Below are 23,616 nucleotides of genomic sequence, written 5' to 3'. Positions count from 1 at the left end.
AATGAAGAACGTCGCCCCTGTGAGGTGCGAAAAGGACCGCCCTATCAAAGCGCTGCACACAACTGAATGAACAGTGCACTGCCCATCACAAACGCGACGTCAATTCTTTCCTTATTTTCAAACAGGAACTCGTCGCCCGCCCTTTGTGGCCCATCGCCATAGGGCCAGACATAGTCGTCCACAACAATCCAGCCGCCGGCCACCACAAAGCTGCCCCAGGCCAGCAGGTCGGCCTTGGCCGCGGCATAACGATGATTGCCGTCAATATGCAGAATCGCGATATGACCGGCGTAGCGGGTCTGCCCGAAGGCAGTCGTGACAACCTCCCGGCGCGCACCATAATGCAGCGCGCCCTCGGTCGATGGCAGGCGCAGGTAGTTGACGTGATCGGCGTTGTAAGGCAGCAGGTTGATCTCGAAGACGGCCAGCGCCTCCTCGGCATCGAGCTGCTCCGAGACCCGGTCCACCAGGCCTTGTTGGTCGTTTTGTACCAGGTGCGCGTTCGACCAGGGGTCCACGCACAGCAGCTTGCCGATGCCATAGCAGCGCGCCAGCCGCGCCAGGATGAAGGCCGATTTGCCCCACCAGCTGCCGATCTCGACCAGATCCCCACCCGGGCAGCGCCTGGCGATCTCGCACAGGACGCAGAATTTCTCGTGGTCGCACATGCCGGGTATGACCTCGGCATGGCGGAACAAGGCCGCCAGTTCCGGCGCCGCCACGGACGGCCTGGTCGCCACGTTCGAGGCCAGCGGCAGCGGCTTGGCCAGCATGTCCAGAGCCTGGGCGCGGGCGGCGCGGTAGCCGCTGAGCTCGCGTTCGACCGGCGCGTCGTTGAGCAGGCCAACACCGGGCATCAGGACCTTGAGGACGCGACTGAGATAGTCCCAGACCACCGGATTGGGCGAAAAGATGGCACCCACGTCGTAGTCTGAAACCGCCTGTTTCAACGCCGCGTCAAACCCCGGCTCGGTGACAAACGGCAGCCTCAGCCAGGCCGGGTACTTTTCACGCGCGGTGTCGTGCGCCAGCGACGAAGCACCGATCACCGCTTGCCCCTCGCGCAGGCTGCGCTCCAGGAACTCCAACGAACGCGGCATTCCACCCGGGAAAATCAGGACCGGTTTTGCGCCGCCGCCTTTTTCGTAACTATTCATGGCGTTCTGACGGCAGGCGACAAATGGAGAACAAGCTACCAGCCAAATCGGGATATTCAAGTCCCATCTTGTACAAGCCCTCAATCTGAGGGGTGGCAATGATCTCGGCATCCATCATTTTGTCCATCTGAAAATCTGCCAGCAACTTGAGAAGGAGCCCGCCCTGCCCGACCTGCGAAAAACCAGCGGCCTCGATATCCCGATTCAACAAAAAGCGCTCATAGACACGGCGATGGCCGTGATTGACATCGTTGGGGGTCAGCGCGAAAAGATCGTCTAGCAGCCCCATGTGGCGTGCCAGCTGACGCGAGAGAGCTCGCGCGTTCGGCACAACAATGAAGAGCAGGCCATCTTCGGCCAGCAACCGGCCTGCCAGCTTCAGAAAGCCAATGGCATCATTGACGTGCTCAAGCACATAGGTTGCGAAAATGTAGTCAAATTTGCGACCCGGCCCGAAATCCTCAAACAGCGAATGCACGAACTCGACATTGTTGGGCACCCGCTTTTTAGCAACTTCAATGAACGTTCGTGAGCCGTCGACGACCGTGAGCCGCCCAACCTGTCCTGCAATAAGCGCAGTCATGAAGCCGTCACAGCATCCGAATTCCAGCGCCTGTTTCCCGGCGCGCATGTAGGGCTCGAAAGTCCGCACCGCGAGTGTTTTGATAAGTCTGTCCTGGGGGCTGTCACTCGTGACGTAAGTCTCAATGACGCTCTCAAGAAACATCATTTCCTTCTTTGAATCGCTCATTCGCATTCTCCGTTCAATGGTTCCGCTTGCTCTGTGAGCAGTTCGATCATGCTGCAGTCAAAGGTTGGGATATTGCAGCACTCACTCACATCCATGCGCTCTGCAAAACTATCGTCCACAAAAATCGCATCGCCCTGCTTGATTTGGGACGACTTCTTTTCCGTCTCGCCCAGATGAATGACCTCGTCAAACAAACCGGACAAGCGGTGCCTTGTCAAGGTCTGATTTAGGTCGCCCCGGTGTCGGGAAAGCAGCACAACCTTCTTGCCGTTGTTGATGCACTGAAACAGAAGCTTCACCGCCAGGGTGTTGACTCGACCATCGACTAGCAAGGTATCGTCGAGGTCAAGATAGAGCGTGGAATACTTGATTGAATGTCGATAGCGATTTCCCAACGCCCGGTCCAACTCAACCATCCCGTCAATAGGTTTCACCGCCATGGGCAAGCGCTCTTCCTCGAAAATGCTTAACAAGGGGAAATTGACGCCCGAGACCCTGTGAGCGGCCATCGCGCCCGCGATCCGGGGAGCGACCTCCAGAAGCGCCAGCTGACCGTCCTGGGCACGCTTCAACTGAAAAAACCAGGCGCCACGCAGGCCTAGTTCGCGACCAATGATATTTGCCATCTCCTTGGCTTCAGGCAAAGTCTCCGTCAGCGTATTGACCGAAATGCCGTTGCGTATGCGGCGGCGACTGCGTGCCCCGGCAAACAACACCCCTTTTTCCCGGTCCGAAAAACAGTCGACGGTGTACTCTTCACCCGGCAGATACTCGCAGATCAATGGGTCGCAAGCGGCCTGGAGCGCCCTGTTCAACTCTTCTTCACTGTCAACTCTGGTGATCCCCGAGGATCCCTGCCCGCGATCCGGCTTGACGAGAAGCGGAAAGTTATCGACTGCCTCGCTTGAAGAGAACAGGCGCGGAACTCGGATGACGCCTGAAAGAGCCCGATAGGTAGCTGATTTGGACCGTGTGATTTCGCATGCAGTCGACGATGACGTTATGACCCTGGCGGGAAGCCGATCTGCCTCGCGACTCAGCGCGACGATGACGTCGTCGTAAGCAGGAAAGATGTAGTCGATGCAAAGAGACTGGCAAAGCCCAATGAGCGCATCGATCCATCCATTCTCATGAATGCTGGGCAGTACGTGATACGCTGGGTAGGCGAATCTAGCGTGATTTGAAATATTCTGACCAGCACCGAAGAGTTCAACTTCCTTGCAATATTTAAGTGCTTGGAATATCTCCAGTCCAATCTCCGTCCCGGCGGGAAAGACCAGCACCCTTCGCTTCGTCATGCCCGATTTCCCGCTATCAACGAAACAATTTGGTCCACCACTTCGCTCCCAAGCGCAGGGTATATCGGTAAGCAAATTACCTGCTCCGCAATTTTTTTCGCCACCGGTAAATTCGACGGCGCCGCCGATGGCGCTCCGCGGTACATCGGGAAGTCGCTGATCAGGGGATAGAAATAGCGCCGCGCGTAGATGCCGCAGTCGCGCAGTTTCTGGAATAGCGCGTCGCGGCTGAGCGGATAGTCGGGCCGCACCAGTATCGGGAAGTAGGCGTGGTTGGCGACCTTCTCGCCGACTGCGTTCAAGCACTGAATTCCGTCAACAGTCTTCAGACGTTCACGATAGAGAATATCGATCTTCTGGCGACACACGAGCGCCTGGTCAATGTACTTCAACTGTAGCAGCCCAAGAGCTGCATTGAACTCGCACATCTTGCCATTGATGCCGGGGGCGACGACGGTAGTTTCATCTACAAACCCAAAGTTTTTCAGATGATCGATACGCTGCTTGGTCTTGGAATCGGGACAGATGATGGCACCACCCTCGAACGTATTGAATACCTTGGTCGCGTGAAAGCTCAGCACAGAAAGGTCACCATGGTTGAGCACGCTGCCGTCTTCGGTTTGCACGCCAAAAGCGTGCGCAGCGTCATAGATCACCCTCAGACCATAGTTATCTGCAATTTTCTGGATGCGCGCCACATCACACGGATGTCCGTAGCAGTGGACCGGCATGATGGCAGTGGTTCGCGGCGTGATGGCGGCTTCAATTTTGGCCGGGTCCAGGTTGAGCGTGACCGGATCAATGTCGACAAACACCGGTTGGATGCCATTCCATAACAGGGAGTGACTGGTGGCGACAAACGAATACGGCGTTGTAATCACCTCACCCGTGATGCGCAGCGCCTGCAGCGCCGTTACCAGCGCAATGGTTCCGTTGGTGAACAGGGCAAGATGTTTGACGCCGAGGTAATCACACAGCGCTTTTTCCAATTGGTCATGAAACGGACCGCCGTTAGTCAGTATCTTGCTGTTCCAGATTGTCTGAAGGTAGGGTATGAACTCCTCCAGCGGCGGCAGATAGGGCTGGGTCACATAGATGGGCGGCATCTTCAATAGCCCTTTCATGTGACCAACCCTTTGATTGCGCCGTCGAAGAAGCCGATTAGTTCATCAACCGGCTGAAGGTTTTGATAAATGGCGCCGCCGTTGGCCAAGATTTTGGCTTGAATTCTTTGGCGCAGCACTGGATCGGTGGCAATATCAACAGCAAGCCGAGCATATTCCTCAGTGCTGTCGGCAACGCATTCCTGCAAGTCGAGCATTTTGCAAAAGCCCAGTCCAACCCGTCCGCGCAGAAATTCTCCTGGTTTTGTAACGATTGGCGTGCCCACCGCAAAAGTGGCAATGAGGGTTGTGCCAATTCCGAAATGAAAGGGATCAAGCACGACATCAGCCACCAAGTTAGCACTGACGAAATCGGCATAGTCAAAAATCCAAGGTAAAAACAGAATTCGATTCCGTACTTCAGCTGAAATTGTCTTTTCAAAACGTTGCGCCAACATGGTGTGCCAGCATGGGATTTGATGATCTTGAAACAACACCACCACGCCGTTGGCGTCCATTTCCAATATGCGCTGCATGGCTTCGTCGAATTCTGGGTGAATTTTTTGCAGTTTCATGGGGCACATATAGATTTGGCCCCTAGTCGGAAAGCCCAACTCCTCACGGGTCTTGAACCTGGTTGGCAATGGCGGACGCTCAAAATAGGAATTGACGGTACGAAAACGTACCAGTTTCTCGCTGTAATGTCCGTCGGCAAACTCGCTCTCCATTGAGTCGACGGACAAGAAACAGTCAATATTACCGATCCCGGTCGTGACAGGGTGTCCACCCAAAACGCACTGTATGCGCGCCAGTCGGGCAAACGCCATGAAATAGCTGAATGGCTCCATTCCGATGTCGAGGTAGCAGAGCACATCAAGCTGAAGAGCAGAGACGATTGCTCGCGCCTTTGCCAGATTGAACGGCAAGTGCACCCGTTCCCCCACGAAGTTGGGGTACCCGTCCACAAAATCAGGTACCTCTGTGTCAGTGGTAGAAATCAGTGCAACTTCGCATGAGTCGCTGCGCGCCAGTGCCTCGACAATCCCGCCATAACAGCGAGACACTGAGTGCAATTGAACAAACTTCGACAAGAAACCGACGCGGATTTTTGCCTGGGCGTTTGACCTGGGCGAGGCACAATGCGGAGACTGATACAGCAGGGCCGGACACGACTTCTCGTAGAGCTTGGCAATTTTTACCTGCAAATCACGATCATTGCACCCGTGGTAGGCCAGAAAGAAATTTGTACGACCTACCTGAGTTAAAGGGTCTTCAATCAAAACGGGGGCTTCAATTAGTTCATCCACGTTCTGCTCGCATTTTGCGCGGCTCCGCAGAACCTCTTCTGCCGTGCCCATGATTGGCGGAAGTAACAATGCCTTGAGCAATTTGTCGCCAGTCAACCCCAATTCATAGGCCTCTTGAAAGCAAGTAGCCGCCTCATCCACCTGCCCCAGGGTTTCCAAGGCTGCACCAAGATTGTGAAGAATACCGGCTGAGTCAGGTTTGATTTCCAGAGCCCGGCGATAGCTCGCCACCGCATCAGTTGCTCTCCCCAGGTTTATTAGGGTGGTACCCAACCCGTCGTGTGCCCCGCAGAGATCTGGCTCGATAGCCAGTGCCTGGTGATAGCTCAGCAAGGAATCATCCCATAGCCCAATTTGTTGCAGGGTGCGCCCCAGAATAATGTGCAGTTGGGCATCATCCGATTTGATCGCCACCGCCCGGCGGTAGCTCGCCACGGCATCAGGGAGCTGACCCAGGTCCAGCAGGGCATTGCCCAAGCCAATATGCGCGCGAACAAAGTCGGGCTTAACAACCAACGCGCGTTCGTGGCTTGACACTGCGTCAGCCAGTTGACCCAGCTCTCGCAACGCAGTGCCCAAATTGCTGTGCGCCTCGACATAGTCGGATTTGATCGAAAGAGCCCGCCGATAACTCGCAACCGCATCATCCAGGTGGCCCAGATCTCGAAGTGCATTGCCCAAATTGTTGTGCGCCTCAGCGTGGTTCGGGTTGATCGCCAGTGCACGTCGGTAGCTCGCCTGTGCATCCTTAGCATTCCCGAGATCGCGTTGGACATCGCCCAAGCCAATGAGTGCTTCCCGATGGTTGCGTTTGATCGTTAGCGCCCGCCGATAACTCGCCAGTGCATCATCGAGCCTCCCAAGCTCGCGCAAGGCACAACCCAAATTGCTGTGCGAACTTGCTTCATCGGGCAAGAGGTCCGCCGCCATCTGTAAAGCTTGCAAACCTTCTTTCCCCTGCAATTGAAGGGACACCCCCAGCATCTTCCAAGCAAACCCGGAATTTGGACAGCGCTCGATGAGCAAGCGTGCAGATCTTTCCAATTCCGCATGACTCCCTGCATTGAACAAGGCAAGCAGCCGATTCGTTTCGCCGGCAGTCGGCAACCCTCCCGCCGCCGCAATGCGCGGCACGACAGACTCTTCAAATTTGCCGGGGCAACATTTCTTATACTTCCTGCCGCTGCCACAAGGGCACGGGTCGTTTCTTCCAGCTTTCACATTCCTCTTCCTTGATTGCTGTTCTACCTGCCAAAGTGCGTCTGAGCCCTTCGCCGTGTCCTGACTATGGCTTGAAGCGTAGCAGCGAACAGTTCCGCCGATCACGCCAAAAGACGGCAAATCCCCCGGTTGTTTGGGCTATCGGTTGGAGTGCCGCGCTTTCACAATCACTCGCATGAGTACGACTGTCGCCCCCCCCTCCTGGCTGGAGCAGTGGCGCGCCAACCCGCGTTTGCCGCTGATGCTAGGGGTCTCCGCCGCAGTGGCCGCCGCGGCCGCGCTGTGGCTGTGGAGCCGTGCGCCCGACTACGGCGTGCTGTACAGCAATCTGTCGGACCGCGACGGCGGCGCCATCATCGCCTCGCTCCAGCAAATGAACATTCCGTACAAGTTCACGGAGGGCGGCGGCGCCTTGCTGGTGGCCGCCAACAAGGTGCCCGAAGCGCGCCTGCGGCTGGCGGCCCAGGGTTTGCCCAAGGGCGGCACGGTCGGCTTTGAACTGCTGGACAACCAGAAGTTCGGCACCAGCCAGTTTGCCGAACAGATCAACTACCAGCGCGCCCTCGAAGGCGAGCTGGCACGCTCCATCAACTCGATTGCCGCCGTCAGCTCAGCGCGGGTGCACCTGGCCTTGCCGAAACCGTCCCTGTTCGTGCGCGAGCAGAAGAAACCGAGCGCCTCGGTGGTGCTGACGCTGCACCCGGGGCGAACCATCGACGAGGGCCAGATCAGTGCCATCGTGCATCTGATCTCCAGCAGCGTGCCGGAGCTGTCGGCCAAAAGCGTGACGCTGGTCGACCAGTCCGGCAACCTGTTATCGGCGGCCAACGCCGACAGCCGCGGCCTCGATACCAGCCAGTTGAAATACACGCAGGAAATAGAGCAAGGCTATATCCGCCGCATCGAAGCCATTCTGCAGCCCATCGTCGGCGCCGGCAACGTGCATGCCCAGGTGGCGGCCGATATCGATTTCTCCGTCGTCGAGAACACCGACGAAAAATACCGCCCGAACAACGAACCCGGCAGCGCCGCCATTCGCAGCCAGCAAGTCAGCGAGTCCGGCCAGGGGGCCGGCAGCGCGGCCGGCGGCGTGCCGGGCGCGCTCAGCAACCAGGCGCCGGCCAATCCGGTGGCGGCGCTGGCCAGTGCCGGGGCGGCACCCCAAAAGCCGGCCGCCGCGGGAGCGCCGCTGGCGCCCAAGGCGGCGGAAGCACCCACCGGCCCGATCGGCGGCGCCAGCCCGATCAACAGCCGCAAGGACGGCACCACCAACTATGAGTTGGACCGCTCGATTCGCCATGTGCAACAAGGCGCCGGTGCCATCAAGCGCCTGTCGGTGGCGGTGCTGGTCAACTACCGCGGCATCCTCAGCGCCCAGGGCAAGCGCGAAAACCAGGCCTTGTCCGCGACCGAACTGGAGCAGATCAAGAATTTGGTCAAGGAAACCATGGGTTTCAGTACCGACCGCGGCGACTCGGTCAACGTGGTGAACAGCCCGTTTGCGGCGCAGCCGGTCAGCGAGACCCCGGAGTTGCCGTGGTGGCGCCAGCCGGAGAATCTCGAATTGGCCAAGGTAGCGGGCAAGAACCTGCTGCTGGGCGTGCTGGCCCTGTACCTGTTGTTCGGCGTGTTGCGGCCGCTGCTGCGCCGGGTATTGCAGCCGGCCAACGCGGCCGCCGAACCGACGGCAGCGGCAGCGACGGCGGCGCCGGAGTCGCCGGCGGAAGCTGCCGCCGCCGAGGTCTCGGCCAAAACCCAGGAGCGCCACAGCAAGCGCCATCTGGACAACCTGCAGTACGCGCAGGAAGCCGCAACGCAGGGGCCGCAGATGGTGGCCATGCTGGTGAAGAGCTGGATGGATAAAAAAGATGGATGAAGGCGTCAGAAAAAGTGCCATCCTGCTGATGTCGCTGGGTGAGGAAGGCGCCGGCAACGTATTGCAGCACCTGTCGCACGCGGCGGTCCAGGCCCTGGGCGAAGCCATCGCCACCCTGCAACAGGTCAAACACGATGAAGTCACGGCGGTGATGGAAGAGTTCCGCCTGGAGACCGAGCAGTATTCGGCGCTGCACCTCGATTCCGGCAGCTATCTGCGGGGCGTGCTGAACAAGGCGCTGGGCAGCGACCGGGCCGCCAACCTGCTGGAAAACATTTCCCAGTCCAATCAGTCGGCCAGTGGCATCGAGCGCCTGAACCATCTGGGCGCCGCCGAGGTGGCCGAACTGATACGCGACGAGCATCCGCAGATCATTGCCACCATGCTGGTGCACATGGACCGCAGCAAGGCCGCCGGCGTGCTGGAGCAGCTCTCGGAGCGGGTGCGCTACGATGTCGTGCTGCGGGTCGCCACTTTCGGTGGCGTACAACCGGCGGCACTCAAGGAGTTGACCGAGGTACTGTCCGAGATGCTGTCGGGCGAAGGCGTGCAGCACAGCGGTCTGGGCGGAGTCCGGGCGGCGGCCGAAATCGTCAACCAGATGAGCAGCACGCAGGAAGAGGCCTTGATCAAGCATGTGCGCGAACTCGACGAAAACCTGGCGCAGAAGATCCTCGACCAGATGTTCCTGTTCGAGAACCTGCTGGACCTGGAAGACCGCGCCATCCAGTTGCTGTTGAAGGAAGTCGAATCCGAGTCGCTGATCATCGCGCTCAAGGGCTCGCCGCAGGAGATGCGCGACAAGTTCCTGAAAAACATGTCGCAACGGGCCGCCGAGGCCTTGCGCGAAGACCTGGAAATACGCGGCCCGGTGCGGGTCTCGCAGGTCGAGGCGGAGCAAAAGAATATTCTGATGATCGTGCGCCGTCTGACCGATGCCGGCGAGATCGCGGCCGGCGGCGCGGGCCAGGATGCTTATGTCTGACAAGCTTGCCGCGCTGGCGCGTCCGGGCGTACCCGCGGAGCTGATGAGCGCCTGGCAACGCTGGGAAATGAGTTCGATCAGCGCCGCACCACGCAGCGCTGGCAGTGCCGCGGCGGCCCCGCGCGCGCTGCCGCCGGCAACGGCCCATCCGGCCCCGCTGATCGATGAAGCGGAACTGGTCCGGCTGCGCCTGCAAGCGCAGCAAGCCGGCCAGGCCGAAGGGCACCGCGAAGGCTACGCGCAGGGCCAGGCCGAGGGTTATGCCGCCGGCCTGAGCCAGGCCCAGGAACAGGCACAGGCGCTGCACGACTTGTTGCAATCATTGCCCACGGCCATGCGCGCCGCCGAGCGCGAGGTGGCCGACGATTTGCTGGCGCTGGCGCGTGATATCGCACGCCAGATGGTGCGCCAGGAACTGACCACCGAGCCGCGCCACATCCTGGCACTGGTGCGCGAGTTGCTGCGCATGGAGCCGACGCTGGGCGGCACGCCGCGGCTCTTGATGCATGTCGACGATGCGGCACTGGTGCAGCAGCATCTGGCCGACGAACTGCATGCGGCGGGCTGGCGCATACGCACCGACCTCTCGATCCAGCGCGGCGGTTGCCGCGTGCATGCCGCCGGCGGCGCCCTCGATGCCACCCTGGAAACGCGCTGGGAGCGGGTTAACGCCGCCTTCGCCGGCGCTGCGCCGGCCGCCCTGGAGGTGCCGCATGAATGACAGCGCCGCCGCGCTGGCCGACAACCCGCACTTGGCACTGTGGCAAGCCGCCCTGCGTGAGGCCAGCAGCGCCGTGGCCCAGAGCGTTCCGGTGCGCGCCTGCGGCCGCCTGACGCGCGCCGTTGGCCTGGTGCTGGAGGCGGTCGGGCTGCGGCTGCCGGTCGGCAGCGACTGCCTGATTGAACTGCCGCCCGGCTATCTGCACAAAACCGCGGAGGCCGAGGTGGTCGGCTTCGCCGGCGACCGCGTCTTCCTGATGCCGCAAAGCGAAGTCGACGGCCTGCTGCCGGGAGCCCGCGTTTACGCCCTCGAGTCGCCGCCCGGACGCGGCAGCGAGAGTGGCCCCAGGACCAAACGGCTGCCGGTCGGCGAAGGCATGCTGGGCCGCGTGGTGGATGCCGCCGGTCGGCCGCTGGACGCTCTGGGCCCGCTCCAATTCACCCGTGAAGTAGCGCTCACGGCGGCCCCCATCAACCCGCTGAGCCGGGCCCCGATCGACAGCGTGCTGGATGTCGGGGTGCGGGCCATCAATGGCCTGCTGACGGTCGGGCGCGGGCAGCGCATGGGCTTGTTCGCCGGCTCCGGCGTCGGCAAGAGCGTGCTGCTGGGCATGATGGCCCGCTACACCAGCGCCGACGTGATTGTGGTGGGCCTGATCGGCGAGCGCGGCCGCGAGGTGAAGGACTTCATCGACAACACGCTGGGCGCCGAAGGCATGGCACGCGCGGTGGTGGTGGCGGCACCAGCCGACACTTCGCCGCTGCTGCGCCTGCAGGGCGCCGCCTATGCCACCTGCCTGGCCGAATACTTTCGCGATCAGGGCAAGAACGTGCTGCTGATCATGGATTCGCTGACCCGTTATGCGATGGCGCAGCGCGAAATCGCGCTGGCGGTGGGCGAGCCACCTGCCACCAAAGGCTATCCGCCCTCGGTCTTTGCCAAGCTGCCAACCCTGGTGGAACGCGCCGGCAATGGCGAGCGCGACGCCAACGGCCAGGGCGGCTCGATCACCGCCTTCTACACCGTGTTGACCGAGGGCGACGATCTGCAAGACCCGATTGCCGATGCCGCGCGCGCCATTCTGGACGGCCACGTGGTGTTGTCGCGCAGCCTGGCCGAAGCCGGCCACTACCCGGCGATCGACATCGAGGCCTCCATCAGCCGCGCCATGACGGCGCTGATCGAGCCGGCGCAGTTCAAGGAAGTCAGCGGCTTCAAGCAGATGTTGTCGCGTTACCAGCGCAATCGCGATCTGATCAGCGTCGGCGCCTACGCCCCCGGCCACGACGCGCACCTCGATCACGCCATTGCGCTGTACCCCAAAATGGAAGCCTTCCTGCAGCAGGCGATGGATGAACGCGTCGACTACCACGCCGCCACCAGCCAGTTGCACGATGTGCTGACGGCCGCGTAATCAGATACTTTCCGGAGCCTCCCGACATGTCCAGCAAACTCCCGCTCGCAACCCTGATTGAGCTGGCCCAAAATAAAACCGACGAGGCGACCCGACGCCTGGGCCAGCTGCAAACGGCGCACACCAGTGCCGCCGGCAAACTCGATCTGTTGCAGCAGTACCGGCAGGAGTACCTGACCCAGTTGCAGGCGCATTTGCAAAACGGCGTGGCAGCCGCCCACCTGCGCAATTTCCAGCAGTTCATCGGCACCCTGGATGCCGCCATCGAACAGCAGCGGGCCGTGACCTCGCAGGCCGACGCCCGGCTGGCACACGGACGCAGCGACTGGCAGCACAACAAGGGCCGCCTGAATTCCTTCGACACCCTGGCGGAGCGGGTTCACCAGCAGGAAATGGTGGCCTTGAATCGACGCGAGCAACGCGACTGCGATGAACGCACGGCGCGCCAGTTCTACCTGCGCGCCGGCACCGTCGGCGACTAGGGCCTGTTCACACTAATTTTTTCAGGCAATACCATGTCCTTGATACTCCGCCCCAACACCGCCCCAGGTCAGGCTGCGGTGCTGTCCGCCCGGGCCGGCGCGCTGCGCGACGAGCCGGCGCAGCCAGCGTCGCCCAGTTTTGACGAAGTGCTGGTTCGCTCCCTCGGGGCGAGCCTTGAAACAGCGGAAAAAATCAGCCCCAAAACAGCGGCATCGACACCGGTGCGGCGCCCGTCACTGGCGCCCAAGGACGATTCGGCGGAACTGGCCAACGCGATCGCCATGACCCGGGTCGGGGTGGACGGCAGCACCAGCAAAACCAACACCGGCGAGCAGCGGCTGGCTGGCCGCGCGGACCACCCGACCAGCCTGAGCGATGGCGCCGCACCACAGGCGCTGGCCGGCACGGCGCGCCGGCCCGGATTGCCGGTTGCGTCGGCAACGTCAGCATCGACAACGGTTCAGGCCAAGACATTGAGCGCCAACCCCGACAACCCAGCCGCAACGCTGGCCGACACAGCGCAGGCCTCGTTGTCAGCCGGGCTGGCTGCCGGAGTCGACCCGGCGACCCAGACGCCCGCCACCGCGACCGGTGCGGCACCGGCGCCGGCCGCCACCATCGGCAGGGCAGAGGACTGCGCCGATGGCGCTGCCGCAAGTGCCAACAATCTGAACGCCACGGTCGCCCTGAGCGCCGATCCGACGGCGGCGCTGGCCGACTCCACGTTGCCGCTGGCGCGCCCTGCCGGCGCAGGCACACCGGCACCGCACGCCGCGGCAGCGCAAGGCACCAAGCAGCGGCCTGGATTGCCGGTCGAGCCGTCCAGGACCAACAGCGCAGCGGCAACCGTTGCCGCAAGGCCAGCCAGTGCCGGCCTCGATGGCCCACTGCCGGTGCCGGTCGCGACGCCGCCAACTGCGCTCCAGGGCGCTGCGGCGCCCGCCGCCGAGACCAACATGGCACCAGGGCCGGCACCCGGCGCCGGCCAGGCCGATCGTTCGACCCAGGACGATGAAAGAAGCCTCGCCAGTCTGTCCCCTGCGCTCGCCATGAGTGCCGATGTGACGGCGGCGCTGGCCGGTTCCATGTTGCCGCTGGCGCGCCGTGCCGGCGCGGACACGCCGGCGCCGGACTCCGCTGTAGCGGATGGCACGACGCAGCGGCCTGGATTGCGGGTCGAGCCCGCAATGACAAGCGCCAGGGCCAGCAGCGCGGCGCCAACAGTTAAGCCAAGGCCAACCAGTGCAGGCCTCGACAACGGGCTGCCAGTGCCGGCGCTGCCCGCCGGGCAGCAGTCGCCCGGCCAAGTGACGCAGACTGAGCCTGCTGCGGCAAGCGACAAGCCGACCCTGGCGCCCGCTGTCGCAAGCAGCGCAGCACAACGGCTGGTTGCCGACGCCGGCCTGACGGATTGGTCCTCGCGGAACCAAGCGCAAAGCACCGACAGTCTGCACCCCGCAGTCGCCCGGCCCGGCGACTCGACAACGGCGGCAGCCGCTCCCCTACCCTCCATCGACGCTCATGCCGGGCCTGCCATCGCCGCAGCGGCAACAACCCCTCTGGCGGCAAGAACGCCCCGACAGGCCGTGACGGTCAAGACGGGGGCCTTGAGTGCCGCTCCGGACGCCACGCTACCGGAGCTGAGCAGCACGCCACAACCAGCCCTCAAGGCAGGGAAGACGACGCTGGCGGGCGACGACGCCAGCCAGCCGACGCTGCCGGCAGTGTCAGCCGGCGCCGGCGAGCCGGCGGCCCCGCCGCTCGCGACCGGCAGCTTCGCCAGTCAGGCACTGGGGCCTGACCCCGCTGCGCCGGCTGCCGAGGCACTTGGCACCAGCGCACCGTCGCTGCTCCATCCGCAGCAAGCGGCCTCCGTCGGCACGGCTGGCCACGCCGCCGCCAACACCGGCGAGATGCCCAACGCCCCCCGGCTGAGCCCCGAAGTCGGCAGCAAGGAATGGAACCAGGCCCTAAGCCAGCAAGTGCTCCAGTTGGGCAAGGCCGGCCGGCAGGTCACCGAACTCCAGCTCAACCCGCCGGGGCTGGGTCCCATGCAAGTGACACTGCACCTGAACCAGCATCAGATGCAAGTCATGTTTGTCTCGGCCCACGCCTCGGTGCGCGCCGCGGTGGAAGCCGCCATGCCGCAGTTGCGTGCCAGCCTGGCCGACAGCGGCATCAGTCTGGGCCAGACCTCGGTCAGTTCCGAGAGTCAGGCGCACAGTGCCTTTGCCCAGCAGCAGCATGGCGCCGCCAGGCAGCAGGCGTACCGTGACAACAGTTTTCCGGAACCGGCCGCCATCAGCACGCGGACACTGGCCGGGGCGCGCCGCGGCGGCACCGGACGGGGCGTCGACACTTATGCCTGAAGCGGGCCCCTGAAGCCGCCCGGCAAACGCCCGAGTTGAAGCGCTTTCCGCCCTTTTTTTAACCGATGCCGCCGGGCTCATTTGGCCAACAATCGGTTTCATATCCACCCAGCGCAGTCATGGCCACCAGTACCCCCAGCAATCCCGGCACGACCAAAGTCAAAAGCCCGCGGCGCCGCAAGATCCTGATCATCTTGTCGGTGCTGCTCACGCTGAGCGCCGCCACGGCGGCGGCGGGCTACTACTTTGGCGGATTCTTCAAGCCGGCGGCGGCCGCGGTACCGGTCGTTCACCCGCCGGCCGATCCGGTCTATGTGGCGCTGGAACCCTTGACGGTGAATCTGCAACCGAACGACAGAAACCGTTTCCTGCACATTGGCGTGACGCTCAAGGTGGCCGACATCAAGGCCCAGGCGCAAGTCGTGCAGTACCTGCCGGAAGTGCGCAGCCGGGTGCTGCTGGTGCTGTCCAATCGCCAATCCGAATTGCTGGTGACGGCCAACGACAAGGCAAAACTGGCCGCTGAAATCCTGGCGACCTTGAACCAGCCGTTCGCTCCGAACCTGCCGCCGGCAAAAATTTCCAGTGTCATGTTTCCCGTTTTCATGCTGCAGTGAGCCAACTCCATGAGATTCCGCCATGGCCTATGACCAGCAACTCTCGCAGGACGAGGTAGATGCCCTGTTGTTGGGTGTCGCCGGCGACAGCGCCGCCGTCAACGCACCGGCCTCGACCGGGCAAGGGCCGCCGACCTACAACCTCGGCACCGACGAGCGCATCGTGCGCGGCCGCATGCATACGCTGGAGGTCATCAACGACCGCTTTGCCCGCCATCTGCGCGGCGCCCTGCTGACTTTCATGCGCCGCCACGCCGATATTTCGGTCGGTGCGATACAAATCCAGAAGTACGGCGATTTCGTCCGGCACCTGCCGGTGCCGGCCAACATCAACCTGCTGCAGATGAAGCCGCTGCACGGTACCGCCCTGTTCGTGTTCGATCCGAAACTGGTTTTTCTGGTGGTCGACAATTTGTTCGGCAGCGACGGCCGTTACCACTTCCGGATCGAGGGCCGCGAATTCACGCGCACCGAACAGCGCATCATCAAGCGCCTGCTCAACGTCACGCTGGAGAGCTACGGCGGCGCCTGGCAACCGATCTATCCGCTCAACTTCGAGTACGTGCGCTCCGAGATGCACGCCAAGCTGGCTGCCATCGTGGCGCCCAACGAAGTGGTGATCAACACCACCTTCCAGATCGAGTTTGGTCCGATCGGCGGCAGCCTCAACGTCTGCATTCCGTACTCCATGATTGAGCCGATCCGGGATCTGCTGGCCAATCCGCTGCAGGACGAGGTGGCGGTCGACAAACGCTGGGTCAAGCAGCTGGCCAGCCAGGTGCAGAGCGCCGATGTCGAACTGCTGGCGGATTTTCAGACCATGCAGTCGAGCATTCGTCAACTGCTCCAGCTACGGGTCGGCGATGTGCTGCCGATCGAAATTCCGCAGACCGTCATCGCCAGTGTGAACGGCGTTCCGGTCATGGAATGCGGCTACGGTACCTGCAACGACCATTACGCCTTGCAGGTGCAAAAAATGATCCACCACCAAGACAGCGATGCAAGCAAGGGGGAACGCACATGACAGAAGGCAACGAGCAGGATTCGGCCACCACGGCCGATGACGACTGGGGCAGCGCACTGGCCGAACAGGCCCAGGCAGCGAGCACCCAAGCGGGCCCGGCGGCAGCGCCGGCAGCACCCTCCAGAGCCGGCCAGCGGATCTTCCAGCCGCTGCCCAGCAGTATCGGCTCCGACGTTGCGCCGGGCGACATCGACCGGGTGCTCGACGTTCCAGTGCAATTGACGGCGGAACTGGGGCGCACCCGCATCACCATCAAGAGCCTGCTGCAGTTGTCGCAGGGCTCCATCGTCGAACTCGACGGGCTGGCCGGCGAGCCGATGGACGTCCTGATCAACGGCTACCTGATTGCGCAAGGCGAAGTGGTGGTGGTGAACGACAAGTTCGGCATTCGACTGACCGACATCATCACGCCGTCCGAACGCATCCAGAAATTGAATCGATGAAGTGGCGCCGTCTTCCCGGGCTGGCAGCTTGCCTGCTGGCCGGCTTCAGTGGCGCGGTCGGCGCGGCGCTGCCCACGGTGCCCGCCGCGGCGCCGGAAGCGGCCCCCTCCCATGCCGCGGCCGGTCTGCTGCAAGCCGGTTTCGGTCTGGCACTGGTAGTGGGGCTGATCTTCCTGTGCGCTTGGGCAGTGCGGCGTTTTGGCCTGCAACCCAGCGGCGGCAACCGCTTGCTGAAGGTCGTCTCCAGTGTCATGGTGGGCCAGCGCGAGCGTGTCGTGGTGGTGGAAATAGGCGACTCCTGGCTGGTGCTGGGCGTCTCCGCCGGCCAGGTCCGCGCACTGCACACGATGGCGGCGCAGGCGCGCCCTGAAACAGGGGCCAATCCAGCCGAAAACGCCCCTGGCGCGGCCAGCGCTTTTTCGCAAACCCTGCTTCAGTCCCTGAATCATCTCAACCCGTTGAGAAAGCACGATTGATGAACCTGAGATGGCTGGCTTCGCAAGCGCGTGCCGCGTGGCCCCTGTTGGCTGGCTTGTTGCTGCTGGCGCCGACGCTGGCCGCGGCCCAGGGTCTGCCCGGCCTCACCAGCACGCCCGGGCCCGGCGGCAGCCAGACCTGGTCGCTCAGCGTGCAGACGCTGGTGCTGCTGACCTCGTTGACGTTCCTGCCGGCCCTGTTGCTGTCGATGACCAGTTTTACCCGCATTCTGATCGTGCTGGGACTGCTGCGCACGGCCATCGGCACCCAGTCGACGCCGCCCAATCAGATCCTGGTCGGGCTGTCGCTGTTTCTGACTTTCTTTGTCATGGCACCGGTCTTCGACAAGGTCTACAGCGAGGCCTACCAGCCGTTTTCCGAAAACAAGATCGGCGCCGAGCAGGCGCTGGAACGCGGCATTGCGCCGTTCAAGCAATTCATGCTCAAGCAGACCCGGGAGGCGGACCTGGCCTTGTTCGCCAAACTGGCCAACGCTGGACCGATGGAAGGGCCGGAGCAGGTCAGCTTGCGCGTCCTGCTGCCCTCGTTTGTCATCAGCGAACTGAAGACCGCTTTCCAGATCGGCTTCACCATCTTCATCCCGTTCCTGATTGTCGATCTGGTGGTGGCCAGCGTACTGATGTCGATGGGCATGATGATGGTGCCCCCGGCCACCATTTCACTGCCCTTCAAACTGATGTTGTTTGTTCTGGTGGACGGCTGGCAACTGCTGGTCGGCGCACTGGCACAGAGCTTTTATAGCTAACCCTGTCCTGACACAAGATGACACCTGAATCGGTCATGACGATGGGCTACGAGGCAATGCGGCTGTCGCTGCTGCTGGCCGCGCCGCTGCTGCTGGTGGCGCTGGTCACGGGCTTGCTGATCAGCCTGTTTCAGGCCGCCACCCAGATCAATGAAATGACCCTGTCCTTCATCCCCAAGCTGCTGGCGGTATTCGCCACCCTGGTGGTGGCCGGCCCGTGGATGCTGTCCACGGTCCTTGACTACATGCGCAACCTGTTCTCCTCGATCCCGCAAATGATCGCTTGATGGCACCCATCCTGTCCGTCACCTCGGACCAGTTGAACCTCTGGCTGGTGACTTTTCTCTGGCCGTTCGTGCGCATGCTGGCGCTCATAGGCAGTGCGCCCATCTTCAGCGAGGCGGCGGTGCCGCGTCGCGTCAAGGTCGGCCTGGCGGTGCTGCTGGCGCTGGTCGTCACGCCCACGCTGGAGGCCCAGCCGGCGATCCCGCTGATGTCGGCCGCCGGCCTCTGGGTCCTGCTGCAGCAGGTTCTGATCGGTGCCGCGATGGGCTTCACGATGCGCATGGTGTTTGCCATGGTGCAGGCCGCCGGCGAATATGTGGGCTTGCAGATGGGCCTGTCCTTCGCCTCTTTCTTCGACCCCACCAGCGGCGGTAGCACGATGGTGCTGGCACGCCTGCTGAACGTGTTGGCGCTGCTGATTTTTCTGGCGACCGACGGCCACCTGCTGCTGATCCGGACCCTGGCGGAGAGCTTTCACAATCTGCCGATCACGGACGCGCCGCTGGCCAGAGGCGGCTGGTTGCAACTGGTGCTGGCCGGCGGGCAGATCATCGGCGACGGCCTGATGCTGGCGCTGCCGCTGATTGCCAGCTTGCTGAGCCTGAATCTGGCGATGGGCATCCTGAACCGGGTGTCACCCCAGTTCAGCATTTTTTCGGTCGGCTTCCCGATCACGCTGCTGGCCGGCCTGGCCATGCTGCAACTGTTGCTGCAGTACCTGGCACCCTTTCTGGAACCCCGCTTTGGCGCCAGTTTCGAACTGATTCCGCAATTCCTGCAAGGCCTGCGCCGCTAGGGCCCTGGCTCAAAGCGCGAATCCCTCACTTTCGGTTTGTTTCGACACCCCTGTGTCTGAGGCATGATGTAGATTGCTTTGGCAAGTCAAGCACTGAAGCCCAGGCGTGTGCGGGTCGAGGCCGTCGCAGTGGGTAGCTCCGCGAATGTCCCCCGGCTTTCGCCTCCTCCTTTATTTCGCTGCGCCACCCACCGCGACGCCCTCGGCGGCGAGCGTCGGTGGTTTGCGCAGTCGCATACCAACTTTGCTTGAAAGATCAGGTTGATGGTGCGCTCAGCGCAGCGGCATAAAGGCGGAGACCGAAGGTCGGGGGACAGCCGCGGAGCTGAGTGCCCCACCAGCCTGATCCACCCGCTACGCTGAACGGTGTTTGGCAGGTCATCATTTCCGGAAACCTCAATAGCCCTCAGTCGCCCCGCTACAGGAAGTTGAACAGCGACAGCTTCTGGATTTTGACAAACGCTTGCTGCGTTGCCTGCAAGGCGGTCTGACGCTGATACAGCTCGGAGATGGCAGTGGCATAGTCCAGGTCCTGCAAATCGGACAGCTGGCTCCGGTCGACTTGCGTGCGGTTGCTGCCGGCGGTGTTCAGGGCATCGAGTTCCTGCAGCCGCGAACCAATCGACGAGCGTACCGTCAGCACATTGTCGTGCGCATTGGTGATTTTCTTGTTGGCGGTGCTCAGCGCATTGAGCAATTGCGCGCGGTTGGCATTGCTGCCGCTGTCGATCGGCTTTCTGAGGGCCGCAATGATGTCGCCCAGCGCGCCGAACACATCGGCACCGGCATTTTGGGCGGTCGACACGTTGAAGCTGTCGCCCGCCGCCGGCGCACCGCTGATGGCGATCTGCAGGCCGCCGAACTGGATGGTGGCACCGGCGCTGTAGCTGCCGCTGCCGAGCACGGCGCCGGGCGGCACGGTATCGACCTGGTAGCTGGTGGCGCTGGGAAAACTGATGCTGAAGTCCTTGCCGAAATTCGGATCGGTCGCATCCAGCACCGAGTTGGCGCTGAACACGCCGGTGCCGGTATTGGCCACGTTGGCCGCGTTGACGTAGCCGGCACCGCCCTGCACGCTTTGGAAAATGCTGCGTCCGTCGTCGGTGACGGCCATCTGGCGCGCCACATCGACCTGCACCATACGCTGCCCCTGGTCGCCCGAATACAGGATGCTGCCATCGGTCTGCTTGACGAACGGCGGACTGGCGCTCTTGAAGCCGGCAAACAAATACTGTCCGTTGCCGTCATCGGTATTGGCCAAGCCCTGCAACTGGTCGAGGTTGCTTTGCAGCGCGGTCGCGATGCTGACTCGATCGGCATCCGAGATCGTGCCATTGCCGGCCTGCACCACCAGCGTCTTGACATCCTGCAACACGGAGGTGACGTTTTGCAGCGTGACCTCTTCCAGCGACAGCGTCTGGATCGCCTGGCCGCGGCTGGCCGTGTACTGGGTGCCGAGCGCAATCGATTGGGAAACCGTCAGCGCGCGGGTGGCGCTGATGGGATCGTCCGACGGCGTCAAAATCTTGCTCCCGGCGCCCAACTGCTGCTCCACGCGCAACAGGTTGCTTTGCTGCGAGCCCATCGAAGTCTGGCTTAGCTCGTAAAAAGATGAGGTGCTGATACGCATCATGAACTCCTGGTTGGAACTTGCCCAAGTTCTTAACGGCTAATGCCCATGATCGCATCGAACAACGTCGAGGCGGTCTGGATCACCTTGGCATTGGCCTGGTACATCTGCTGATACATCAGCAGATTGGCGGTTTCTTCATCCTGATTGACGCCCGACACCGACTGCTGGGCGGCGCGGATTTGCGTTGTCAGACTGGTCTGGGCGGTATTCGAGATCTGGATCTGGCGCGCCTTGTTGCCGACGGTGCTGACCAGTTGCGCGTAGGCGTCGTTGAAGCTGGAGGCATGGTCGCCAATGGTTTTTTTGTTTTGCAGCCCCGCCAGCAGCAATGCGTTGCGGCCATCGGACAGGCCGGCGCTGTTCTTGCCGACGGTGAAGCTGTCGCCATTGGCCGGCTTGCCGCTGATGTTGAACGTGATGCCGTCAACGCTGATGCTGGCACCGGCGCTGTAGCCGACCGGGCTGCCCGGCGCATAGGGACTGCCGGCGGCGGGAGTACCGTTGGCCAGCGTCACCTTGACCGTGGCTGCTGGCGGGAAACCGGAAAGCGTGTTGCTGGCGCTGTCATAGGTCAACGTCAGGTTGGCCGCCAGGGGCGTCGCCAGATAACTGGCATCGACCGTGCCGCCACTGATCTGCGCATTGCCCAAATTCTTGACGGCCTTGCCGGTGACCACCGGCGCCGCCGCCGCCAATTTGCTCGGATCACTCACCCGCACGTCGAATTCACGGGCGCCGGCGCTGGTCGGTTGAATCAGGAAAGAGTCGCCGGCACTGGCACTGCCGCCGACCAGGCTCAGCGTCAGGCCATCGAAGGTCACGCTGTTCGACGAACCGGATGGAAAGCCGGCCGGCAACGCAATCTGCTGTTTGTCAGACAAACGGGTCAAGGTGTAGCTCAAATCGGCTTCGACATGGAGCGTGTAGTCGCTGCTGGTCAGTTGGCCACTGTCGGCAAAGCTGGGCGTCAGGTTCAGGTCGCCCTTGTTGTTGCCGTTGGCGATCAGCACGGGTGCCGCCTGCGAAAAGAAATCCTGGCCCATGACACCGTTCAGATCGACGCCCAGTTTCTGTTGCGCGTTGAACGTGTCCGATAGCGCAATGGCGATCCGTCCCAACGAATTCTGCGCACCGCGCAAGGTTTCATTGCGAAATTGCAGCAGCCCGCCGAGCGATCCGCCGACCAGCACGTTATCGTGCATTTCGACCGCCCGCCCACTGGCGCCAACCAGGGCCACGCCGGTCTGTGCCGGGTCGGCGGCAGAGGCAACGGCTTTCAAGGTCGATGCCTTGCCGCCCAGAACCAGCGTCTGGCCACTGCCAATGTAGACGCTGTACTGGCCACCGTCCTGCACCACCACCTTGGTGCCGACCAGCTTGCTGAGATCGCTCACCAGTTGGTCGCGCTGGTCGAGCAGATCGTTGGGCGCCTGGCTACCGTCCGCGTTATCGACCATCGCAATCTGTTTGTTCAGATCGGCAATCTGCTCGGCATAGGTATTGATCAGACCAATGCCACCTGCAATCTGATCGTTGACATTGCCGTTCAGACCCGACAAATACTGGCTGTTGGCTCTGAACTGATTGGTCATGGCTTGTGCCGAACCGATCAATTGCTGCCGCGCAGCCGGGTCGGCCGGCGTGTTGGCCACCGCCTGGACGCCGGCGAAAAACGCCTGCATCAGCGGCGCCAGTCCGGCTGACTGATTGGCCAGCAGGTTGTCGATCTGGCTGATTTGAGCGAACTCCGTGGACAACGACTGACTCGACGATTGCGCCTGGTTGAGCTGGGTCGTGAGGAATCTGTCATAACTGCGCGTCACATCGGTCGACTTGGCGCCGGTGCCCAGATAGCCCACACCAGGTGCATAGATGCCACCGGCGGACGCAATCTGCGCCGACTGCCGGCTGTAGCCAGGCGTATTGACGTTGGCGGTGTTGTGGCCGGTGGTCACCAATGCGGCCTGAGCCACGTTCAAGCCGCTAAGCCCGGTGTAAAACATGTTGAATGACATGATCTGATCCTGTAAGTGACGACTACCAGGGTAGTTTAAAACTCTTCCCAATCACCGGTCCCGGCAGGGGCGGGGTTGGCCGCTGGCCTGACCGGCAAGGCTTTGACCTCGCGTTTAGCCGGCTCTGTTTTTGACTTCGGCGCGGCGACCTTGGGTGCCCTGCTGTGGGTCTGCACAAACATCTCGCTCTGCCGGCGGTCGAGCTTGAAGACGCTGACCACTTGCGACAAGTTGCCGGCCTGCTCCTGCAACGAGGCCGCCGCCGCTGCCGCCTCTTCCACCAGCGCCGCGTTCTGCTGCGTCACCTGGTCCATCTGCGTGATCGCCTGGTTCACCTGCTCGATACCCGAGCTTTGCTCCTGGCTGGCTGCCGTGATCTCCGCCATGATGTCGGTCACCCGCTTCACGCTGTCGACAATCTCGTCCATCGTCTGGCCCGCTTGCGCCACCTGCTGGCTACCCTCTTCCACCTTGGCCACCGAGTCCCCGATCAAGGTCTTGATCTCCTTGGCCGCCGCCGCCGAACGCTGCGCCAGGTTTCTCACTTCCGCCGCCACCACCGCAAAGCCGCGCCCTTGCTCGCCGGCGCGCGCCGCTTCCACCGCCGCGTTCAGCGCCAGGATATTGGTCTGGAAGGCAATGCCGTCGATGACACCGATGATGTCGACGATCTTCCTCGATGAGCTGTTGATGGCGTCCATCGTGCCGACCACCTGCGACACCACGCTGCCGCCCTTGACGGCAACACCGGAGGCCGCCACCGCCAGCTGGTTGGCTTGGCGCGCGTTGTCGGCGTTTTGCTTGACGGTGCTGGTCAGTTGCTCCATCGAGGCCGCCGTTTCTTCCAGCGAACTGGCCTGCTGTTCGGTGCGGCC

The 23,616-nt window shown here is 62.4% G+C and carries 21 protein-coding genes and 1 pseudogene; 13 read left to right on the top strand and 9 right to left on the bottom strand.

Features of this window, described 5'->3' with window-relative positions:
• Positions 1-44: 44 nt before the first annotated feature.
• From PHS32_RS17935 to PHS32_RS24275, 6 genes and pseudogenes are all read right to left on the bottom strand, one after another.
• Positions 45-1,157, bottom strand: a complete 1,113-nt coding sequence (locus tag PHS32_RS17935; RefSeq protein WP_301080460.1) for a class I SAM-dependent methyltransferase — start codon at positions 1,155-1,157, stop codon at positions 45-47.
• Positions 1,150-1,908, bottom strand: coding sequence for a class I SAM-dependent methyltransferase (locus PHS32_RS17930; RefSeq protein WP_301080459.1), 759 nt, complete (start codon positions 1,906-1,908; stop codon positions 1,150-1,152). The genes PHS32_RS17935 and PHS32_RS17930 overlap by 8 nt, the downstream gene beginning before the upstream one ends.
• Positions 1,905-3,206 (bottom strand): ATP-grasp domain-containing protein, encoded by a 1,302-nt coding sequence (locus tag PHS32_RS17925; RefSeq protein ID WP_301080458.1) that lies wholly within the window; start codon positions 3,204-3,206, stop codon positions 1,905-1,907. Before PHS32_RS17925 ends, PHS32_RS17930 begins: the two co-directional genes overlap by 4 nt.
• A complete protein-coding gene (gene vioA / locus PHS32_RS17920; protein ID WP_301080457.1) occupies positions 3,203-4,330 on the bottom strand; it encodes a dTDP-4-amino-4,6-dideoxy-D-glucose aminotransferase VioA in 1,128 nt (375 codons plus the stop codon). Before vioA ends, PHS32_RS17925 begins: the two co-directional genes overlap by 4 nt.
• The gene (locus PHS32_RS17915; RefSeq protein WP_301080456.1) at positions 4,327-6,750 is read right to left on the bottom strand and encodes a tetratricopeptide repeat protein; all 2,424 of its coding nucleotides are present in this window, start codon (positions 6,748-6,750) and stop codon (positions 4,327-4,329) included. The genes vioA and PHS32_RS17915 overlap by 4 nt, the downstream gene beginning before the upstream one ends.
• Before the next feature lie 24 nt (positions 6,751-6,774).
• A pseudogene (locus PHS32_RS24275) lies at positions 6,775-6,837 on the bottom strand (SEC-C metal-binding domain-containing protein); the annotation flags it as partial.
• 175 nt (positions 6,838-7,012) lie between these two features.
• Here PHS32_RS24275 and fliF point away from each other — a divergent pair.
• From fliF to fliR, 13 genes are all read left to right on the top strand, one after another.
• The gene (gene fliF, locus PHS32_RS17910) at positions 7,013-8,713 is read left to right on the top strand and encodes a flagellar basal-body MS-ring/collar protein FliF (protein WP_301080455.1); all 1,701 of its coding nucleotides are present in this window, start codon (positions 7,013-7,015) and stop codon (positions 8,711-8,713) included.
• Complete coding sequence (fliG, locus tag PHS32_RS17905; RefSeq protein ID WP_301080454.1) at positions 8,706-9,698, top strand: flagellar motor switch protein FliG; 993 nt, start codon at positions 8,706-8,708, stop codon at positions 9,696-9,698. Before fliF ends, fliG begins: the two co-directional genes overlap by 8 nt.
• Positions 9,691-10,419, top strand: coding sequence for a flagellar assembly protein FliH (gene fliH / locus PHS32_RS17900; RefSeq protein WP_301080453.1), 729 nt, complete (start codon positions 9,691-9,693; stop codon positions 10,417-10,419). The genes fliG and fliH overlap by 8 nt, the downstream gene beginning before the upstream one ends.
• The gene (gene fliI, locus PHS32_RS17895) at positions 10,412-11,833 is read left to right on the top strand and encodes a flagellar protein export ATPase FliI (RefSeq protein WP_301080452.1); all 1,422 of its coding nucleotides are present in this window, start codon (positions 10,412-10,414) and stop codon (positions 11,831-11,833) included. The genes fliH and fliI overlap by 8 nt, the downstream gene beginning before the upstream one ends.
• A 26-nt stretch (positions 11,834-11,859) precedes the next feature.
• A complete protein-coding gene (gene fliJ, locus PHS32_RS17890) occupies positions 11,860-12,315 on the top strand; it encodes a flagellar export protein FliJ (RefSeq protein WP_301080451.1) in 456 nt (151 codons plus the stop codon).
• A 33-nt stretch (positions 12,316-12,348) separates the two neighbouring features.
• Positions 12,349-14,685 carry a flagellar hook-length control protein FliK gene (locus tag PHS32_RS17885; protein ID WP_301080450.1) on the top strand — a complete coding sequence of 779 codons (2,337 nt, stop codon included), beginning with the start codon at positions 12,349-12,351 and terminating at the stop codon, positions 14,683-14,685.
• A gap of 119 nt (positions 14,686-14,804) precedes the next feature.
• Positions 14,805-15,302: a flagellar basal body-associated protein FliL gene (gene fliL / locus PHS32_RS17880; RefSeq protein ID WP_301080449.1), complete on the top strand. Its 498-nt coding sequence runs from the start codon at positions 14,805-14,807 to the stop codon at positions 15,300-15,302.
• Between the two features lie 22 nt (positions 15,303-15,324).
• Positions 15,325-16,326 (top strand): flagellar motor switch protein FliM, encoded by a 1,002-nt coding sequence (fliM, locus tag PHS32_RS17875; RefSeq protein ID WP_301080448.1) that lies wholly within the window; start codon positions 15,325-15,327, stop codon positions 16,324-16,326.
• Positions 16,323-16,769, top strand: coding sequence for a flagellar motor switch protein FliN (gene fliN / locus PHS32_RS17870; protein WP_301080447.1), 447 nt, complete (start codon positions 16,323-16,325; stop codon positions 16,767-16,769). Before fliM ends, fliN begins: the two co-directional genes overlap by 4 nt.
• On the top strand, positions 16,766-17,245 hold the full coding sequence (gene fliO, locus PHS32_RS17865) for a flagellar biosynthetic protein FliO (protein ID WP_301080446.1): 480 nt from the start codon (positions 16,766-16,768) through the stop codon (positions 17,243-17,245). The genes fliN and fliO overlap by 4 nt, the downstream gene beginning before the upstream one ends.
• Positions 17,245-18,012: a flagellar type III secretion system pore protein FliP gene (gene fliP, locus PHS32_RS17860; RefSeq protein ID WP_301080445.1), complete on the top strand. Its 768-nt coding sequence runs from the start codon at positions 17,245-17,247 to the stop codon at positions 18,010-18,012. The genes fliO and fliP overlap by 1 nt, the downstream gene beginning before the upstream one ends.
• 17 nt (positions 18,013-18,029) lie before the next feature.
• Complete coding sequence (fliQ, locus tag PHS32_RS17855) at positions 18,030-18,299, top strand: flagellar biosynthesis protein FliQ (protein WP_301080444.1); 270 nt, start codon at positions 18,030-18,032, stop codon at positions 18,297-18,299.
• Entirely contained in the window at positions 18,299-19,093 is a 795-nt protein-coding gene (gene fliR / locus PHS32_RS17850) for a flagellar biosynthetic protein FliR (protein WP_301080443.1), read from the top strand. The genes fliQ and fliR overlap by 1 nt, the downstream gene beginning before the upstream one ends.
• A gap of 418 nt (positions 19,094-19,511) precedes the next feature.
• Here fliR and flgL read toward each other — a convergent pair whose 3' ends face one another.
• The 3 genes from flgL to PHS32_RS17835 form a co-directional block, all read right to left on the bottom strand.
• On the bottom strand, positions 19,512-20,723 hold the full coding sequence (flgL, locus tag PHS32_RS17845) for a flagellar hook-associated protein FlgL (protein WP_301080480.1): 1,212 nt from the start codon (positions 20,721-20,723) through the stop codon (positions 19,512-19,514).
• Between the two features lie 32 nt (positions 20,724-20,755).
• The gene (gene flgK, locus PHS32_RS17840) at positions 20,756-22,741 is read right to left on the bottom strand and encodes a flagellar hook-associated protein FlgK (RefSeq protein WP_301080442.1); all 1,986 of its coding nucleotides are present in this window, start codon (positions 22,739-22,741) and stop codon (positions 20,756-20,758) included.
• Between the two features lie 35 nt (positions 22,742-22,776).
• Positions 22,777-23,616: methyl-accepting chemotaxis protein (locus tag PHS32_RS17835; RefSeq protein ID WP_301080441.1), on the bottom strand; the 840-nt coding region annotated here is incomplete at its 5' end.

The organism is Rhodoferax sp. (assembly GCF_028714215.1).
Lineage (GTDB): Bacteria > Pseudomonadota > Gammaproteobacteria > Burkholderiales > Burkholderiaceae_C > Rhodoferax.
The sequence above is the reverse complement of the archived record's forward strand: the minus strand, read 5'-3'. Positions and strand labels throughout refer to the sequence as shown.

Bases quoted from the DNA above. Each gene is read 5' to 3' on its own strand.
- PHS32_RS17935 (WP_301080460.1), bottom strand. From the start codon at position 1,157: ATGAATAGTTACGAAAAAGGCGGCGGCGCAAAACCGGTCCTGATTTTC.
- PHS32_RS17930 (WP_301080459.1), bottom strand. From the start codon at position 1,908: ATGAGCGATTCAAAGAAGGAAATGATGTTTCTTGAGAGCGTCATTGAG.
- PHS32_RS17925 (WP_301080458.1), bottom strand. From the start codon at position 3,206: ATGACGAAGCGAAGGGTGCTGGTCTTTCCCGCCGGGACGGAGATTGGA.
- vioA (WP_301080457.1), bottom strand. From the start codon at position 4,330: ATGAAAGGGCTATTGAAGATGCCGCCCATCTATGTGACCCAGCCCTAT.
- fliF (WP_301080455.1), top strand. From the start codon at position 7,013: ATGAGTACGACTGTCGCCCCCCCCTCCTGGCTGGAGCAGTGGCGCGCC.
- fliG (WP_301080454.1), top strand. From the start codon at position 8,706: ATGGATGAAGGCGTCAGAAAAAGTGCCATCCTGCTGATGTCGCTGGGT.
- fliH (WP_301080453.1), top strand. From the start codon at position 9,691: ATGTCTGACAAGCTTGCCGCGCTGGCGCGTCCGGGCGTACCCGCGGAG.
- fliI (WP_301080452.1), top strand. From the start codon at position 10,412: ATGAATGACAGCGCCGCCGCGCTGGCCGACAACCCGCACTTGGCACTG.
- fliJ (WP_301080451.1), top strand. From the start codon at position 11,860: ATGTCCAGCAAACTCCCGCTCGCAACCCTGATTGAGCTGGCCCAAAAT.
- PHS32_RS17885 (WP_301080450.1), top strand. From the start codon at position 12,349: ATGTCCTTGATACTCCGCCCCAACACCGCCCCAGGTCAGGCTGCGGTG.
- fliL (WP_301080449.1), top strand. From the start codon at position 14,805: ATGGCCACCAGTACCCCCAGCAATCCCGGCACGACCAAAGTCAAAAGC.
- fliM (WP_301080448.1), top strand. From the start codon at position 15,325: ATGGCCTATGACCAGCAACTCTCGCAGGACGAGGTAGATGCCCTGTTG.
- fliN (WP_301080447.1), top strand. From the start codon at position 16,323: ATGACAGAAGGCAACGAGCAGGATTCGGCCACCACGGCCGATGACGAC.
- fliO (WP_301080446.1), top strand. From the start codon at position 16,766: ATGAAGTGGCGCCGTCTTCCCGGGCTGGCAGCTTGCCTGCTGGCCGGC.
- fliP (WP_301080445.1), top strand. From the start codon at position 17,245: ATGAACCTGAGATGGCTGGCTTCGCAAGCGCGTGCCGCGTGGCCCCTG.
- fliQ (WP_301080444.1), top strand. From the start codon at position 18,030: ATGACACCTGAATCGGTCATGACGATGGGCTACGAGGCAATGCGGCTG.
- fliR (WP_301080443.1), top strand. From the start codon at position 18,299: ATGGCACCCATCCTGTCCGTCACCTCGGACCAGTTGAACCTCTGGCTG.
- flgL (WP_301080480.1), bottom strand. From the start codon at position 20,723: ATGCGTATCAGCACCTCATCTTTTTACGAGCTAAGCCAGACTTCGATG.
- flgK (WP_301080442.1), bottom strand. From the start codon at position 22,741: ATGTCATTCAACATGTTTTACACCGGGCTTAGCGGCTTGAACGTGGCT.